This window comes from Thermodesulfovibrionales bacterium (assembly GCA_035622735.1).
Taxonomy (GTDB): Bacteria; Nitrospirota; Thermodesulfovibrionia; order Thermodesulfovibrionales; family UBA9159; genus DASPUT01.
The window spans coordinates 1-4,983 of record DASPUT010000219.1 but is presented as its reverse complement, the minus strand read 5'-3'; the positions used below and the strand labels follow the sequence as shown (position 1 = coordinate 4,983).

At 50.9% G+C, this 4,983-nt stretch carries 3 protein-coding genes; 1 reads left to right on the top strand and 2 read right to left on the bottom strand.

The features are described from left to right. The first annotated feature begins 1,631 nt into the window (after nt 1–1,631). Nucleotides 1,632–2,387, top strand: a complete 756-nt coding sequence (locus VEI96_11515) for a hypothetical protein (GenBank protein HXX58620.1) — start codon at nt 1,632–1,634, stop codon at nt 2,385–2,387. Nucleotides 2,388–2,733: 346 nt separating this feature from the next. On the opposite strand, the gene VEI96_11510 is transcribed toward VEI96_11515, so the two are convergent. Continuing rightward, nucleotides 2,734–3,741 carry a PIG-L deacetylase family protein gene (locus tag VEI96_11510; protein HXX58619.1) on the bottom strand — a complete coding sequence of 336 codons (1,008 nt, stop codon included), beginning with the start codon at nt 3,739–3,741 and terminating at the stop codon, nt 2,734–2,736. Then, nucleotides 3,729–4,820 carry a glycosyltransferase family 4 protein gene (locus VEI96_11505; GenBank protein ID HXX58618.1) on the bottom strand — a complete coding sequence of 364 codons (1,092 nt, stop codon included), beginning with the start codon at nt 4,818–4,820 and terminating at the stop codon, nt 3,729–3,731. The genes VEI96_11510 and VEI96_11505 overlap by 13 nt, the downstream gene beginning before the upstream one ends. Nucleotides 4,821–4,983: the final 163 nt, after the last annotated feature.

Below are 4,983 nucleotides of genomic sequence, written 5' to 3'. Positions count from 1 at the left end.
CAGCACTTCGACGCCCCCGCCGACAATAGCTGATTATAATAGCTTGTTGACACTGTGGGGCCCAACGAATGCAGGCACGAAGTCACAGGACGGTATATACTTCACATCCTTTAATTTTGGGTCTCCTACCGGCGAAACTATTATTATTAATACCGCTGCCAATAGTAAAAATAAAACCTGGTACACCCCTGAATGGCAGCAATACGACACCTACTACGTCCTTCTTGTCAACACGACTTCGACGGTAACCGCCGGGTGGATCAACGCTTACTGCTATTAGAAGAGATACAGATAGACACGAGAGAGGGGCTGAAAGGCCCCTCTTTTTTTGCCCTCCTTTAAGCCCGACCAGCCCCTGTATCGAAGGCCCCAATGGCGAGAAAGAAAAGCGGTCAGCGGAATCGCCGCTGCAAGTGAACGGTTTGCTCCAGGTCAGATTTCGTCAGTCAGGTGACATTCCCTGTTACTTCTCGCAGTCGCAGGGCCGCTCGGCAGTTCTTTCTAAGGTCATTTTCTTTTTGTATAATCTAAGGTTAAAAGCCGAAGTCCATCTCAGAATGTCTGGGTACGCCATTTGCTCCTAAATTTAGCATAATGAGGACTATCTATTAAGAAAGCTTAATTCTATCTGCAACTATCTTATGGTATGTTAAAGGAACGGTAAAAAGATTGTGAAGAATCTCTATATTTGAGTGAGGATTCACCTTAGTAAAGGGAACATGAACAGAGGAGGTTTTTGTATGAAGAGTAGAAGAAGAAATATATGGACAGCTGCGGTCTTGTTCATAATTCTGATAGGAGGACTGTGTCTCGCGGCGAATGCTTCAGCTGCCGACTGTTCGGGGCAGGCAAACCCCGTCATTTGGGGGTGCGTCAATTTTATGGGCGGGACGGCAGCTCAGGAGGGACTCGGCACGTTTGTGTATCTGAAACAAATAATGTTAGGGCAATCCACCTCTGCATTAAATCCGGATGTGATCTACGCCATTGATCCAAATGATGCTAACAACGCAAGTATATGCAGCGGTCAGGGGTATTACGCATTTTCAAATGCATCCATCCAGCCCGGCAAATCATATGTGGTTTCTGTAGATGGGATGGGCTCTCAGTTGCAGTATCCTCCGTTTGTTGTTCAAGTTGACGCCAATTGCGCAGCCACTGTTAGTGGCAGCCCTATTACTATTTTAACCTTTAATGAGATTATAAATGGCTCCTGCGGTTCTTCTAACGGACAGACATTCTCTTCGAAGCCTTCCACCAACCTTTGCAGTGCGGCGGGAACTCAGCCAACTGTCACCGGCACGGGGCCGTGGTCATGGACCTGTGCGGGATTGAATGGCGGCACGGCAGCAGGTTGTTTCGCAAATGTCGCCTTTACAAATGGTTCCTGCGGTTCTTCTAACGGACAGGCCTTATCAGCAGCCCCCTCTCCTGCCACTCTTTGCACCGCGGGTAGTGCCACCACAGTTACCGGTTCAGGTCCGTGGACCTGGAGCTGTCAGGGTACGGGCGGCGGCACATCGGCGAATTGTACTGGACTCCTCCCTACGTGCGGTGCGGCCAACGGGCAGGCATACTCTTCCACGAACCCTCCCACAAACACTTCCCCTAGTCTTTGCGGCGCAGGGTCTGTGCTTGGCGGCAGCGGAGTTACGGCCATAACCGGAGGCTGGACATGGAAGTGCAAATCACAGGATAAACTACTGGCGGTAACCTGTAATGCAACCCAGGGAACTCCCACGCCAATAAACGGAGACTGCGGAACAGCAAACGGGGCTACACTGTCATCAGCTCCAACGAGCGGCCTCTGCAGCGTGGGGACAGCGACTACTGTCAATGGGACCGGCCCGTGGACTTGGACCTGCCAGGGATCGAATGGAGGCAATAATGACAGTTGTACTGCATACACCTCATCGTCGACAGGATATCAGGGCACCTATCTTGCGATGAATTCCAATCCGACATTTGATAACCTCGGCGGCGGTCAGACAAGGCTTTACTACTTTACACTCCCCGCCAATTGCGGGGGCAACGGCCAGTTGAGGATCGCGACGAATCAACAGCAGAGTGCTCCTCACGTTGCCGCAGTTGTGAAGAAGACAAACGGCAGCAATACGACACCTCCTCCGACAATGGCTGATTATAATACCTTGTTGACACTGTGGGGCCCAACGAATGCCGGTACGAAGTCGCAGGACGGAATATATTTCACAGCCTTTAATTTTGGGTCTCCTACCGGCGAAACTATTACTATCGGCACTGCTGCTGCTGATAAGAATAAAACCTGGTATACTCCTGACTGGCAGCAATTCGACACCTACTACGTCCTTCTTGTCAACACGACTTCGACGGTAACCGCCGGGTGGATCAACGCCTACTGCTATTAGAAGAGATTACACATCGAGACCATAGAGGGGCTGAAAGGCCCCTCTTTTTTTGCCCCTCCCTTAAGCCCGACAATTCCCTGTATCGAAGGTCCCAATGACGAGAGGAAGAAAGGGGTCAGGGGAATCGCCGCTGCAAGAGCAAGATTGCTTCCCGTCGCCACAACACAACAGAACCATTCATATCAGTGAGGAAGAAGTTTGATGATACTATGCAGGGAGAGAAGTATCATTCAGATCGAATTGGAGTTCAAGGCGGGCCGCTACCGGCTCGTCGGCACGATTGTTTCGGTACTGTCGGTGGGAATGCTTCTCACCCTTTTCCCCGGAGTTGCCCGGGCAAGAAAATTTAAGAAATCGAGTTTTTCAAGGAGCCGATAACCTTGTCATAGAGTCTCCTCCTCTGGGTCCCTTCAGGCAGGAGACCACTCTTGATCTTGCGAAATCTTCCGACCAGCTTCCATGAGAGGCTTGTTTCGATGAACCGCAGTCTCTCTTGTAAAGAACGTATCGTCTCTTCCCTATCCCTGAGTTCCTGAGAGAGAGAAAGAGCGGTCTCGGTCTTTTCCTTCAGTTCGTCTTCGGCTGTCCTGAATTCATGCACGAGCGAGTCTGCGACCCTGAGGGAGCTGAGCAGCCTGTCTTCAGGCGTAGGAGGAGAGACATTGCAGGTGAGCCAGTTCAGCGCGTCGGTCAGACCGACGACGGCGGCCGGCATCCAGAACGCCTCGTAATAGGAATCCCTGAGGGCGAAGAGCGACCTGAACCTATTCAGGGAAGTAACCGATGCGATGAAGATATCTTCTTTTCCGAGCAGACTATAATGGTAGCGGGCGAGGGCCTCTTTCTTTATCTCTATCTGGCCGCTGATGTCGACGAGCGTATTAAACCGGATCGGATTGTATATTTCGTAGAAGGCGATTTTGATAGAGGGCATTTTTTCGAGAATCTCAATGCAGGCAAGAGCGGTCTCCCTGTGATCCTCATGGAGATCAAGCGGCGAGGGAGAAAAAATCATCTGGGGGTTTTTCAGCGTGATCAACTCGGAGAGTTTTTCCCGTATTTCGACCTTGTAATGAGAAAACTTTCCATCGGGGATATCTAGGAAGACCCTGTCCTTTATGCCGAGGATTCCCAGGGCGTCGCTCAGTTCTCGCCTCCTCAGGTCAGCCCTGTTATCTTCGGGTATGTTAACCGCCTCACCGTTCGAAAGAGCGGCGACGGTAAAATCGATTTTTCCCGAATAGCGGGCCATGGTGCCGCCGCACCCGAGGGTCTCATCATCAGGATGGGGAGACAGAACGAGCGCCCTTTCAATATCGCGCAGTTCATGTCTGATGCTATCTAATTCAGACATAAGGCCTTTTTCATCCGTTCCTGCCAGTGCACGAAACCGTAATTGTTCGAGATGAATGTCCTGCCTTTTTCAGAAATTTCTCTATAGAGTTCGCTGTCGGAGAAGAGTCTCTGTATTGACTCTTTCATCGCCAGCGTCGTAGCGCCTTCATCACGAGGATCTGCGCTGACAGAAACTGCCGAGAAGGGTCTTTCCCCGCAGATCTCTCCGAGAAACCCGACTGGGGTTCCTATGACGGGAATCCCCGATGCCATCGCCTCGGCGGCAGCCAATCCGAATCCTTCATATCTCGAAGGGGACAACATGAAATCAGACAGTCTATAGATCTCTGCCATCTCTGAACGGTTGAGACCGGAAAGCGTGAGAATGTTCTCACCCCGAGGCGGGGGACTCTCTCCACCCGATGCAGTCACAATAACCCAGAACAGATCTCTCATATCCGCCATTATCCTTTCGGCGATGTCTTTTCCTTTCGATATTTCCCACCTGCCGACGAAGAGCCCCACCCTTCGTGAACGGTGAATGCCGTATTTCTCCCTCGCCTCTTCCTTGCCTAGGGTTGGCGAAAAAACGTCCGTGTCAACGGGATCAGGAATAACATCAATATCCTGAAGTCCGTAATACTCCTGAAGTTCGGTTTTCACAAGCTCACTCACGGCGATTATCTTTGCCCCGGAAGCAGCACTTCGCTCAAGCACGTCCCCGACGATGTTGCGTATTTCAAGGTAGGTGCTGTGAGGAATGCAGCCCTTGATCGCATCGGCATACCCTGCATGGGTCGAGTGAAAAATCGTAAAGGTCTTCACGGTTTTGGGAAAATATCCTCCGCCATAGTACCCATTGGAGACGATGCATTCATACTCGCCGGTATCAAGGGAGAGCAGGCTTCTGCCCGCGGCGTATACCCGTCCGCTGAACTCATGATGGAGGTTGAAGGTATTTCCGAAATCAGAGGCGCAGAGGAGGTCGCCCTGTATGTGCATCGATTCGAAAAGCCTGAGGAGGGTCTTTGTGAATGCCTCGATTCCTCCTGTATGGGTGAGGGGGTCAAAACCGGTGAGTATCAGTGCCTTTTTCAAAGGAGAACTCTCTGTATGTCTCTACTGGTGTATATGGAAATCAAATTATAGTATATTATATATTCGATGTCAAACCTGATAAGCCTCGTCAAGTATTTTCTCGTGAAGGATATTAAATCCCGCTATGCGGGTTCGGGTCTCGGGATTCTGTGGACCGTCCTGC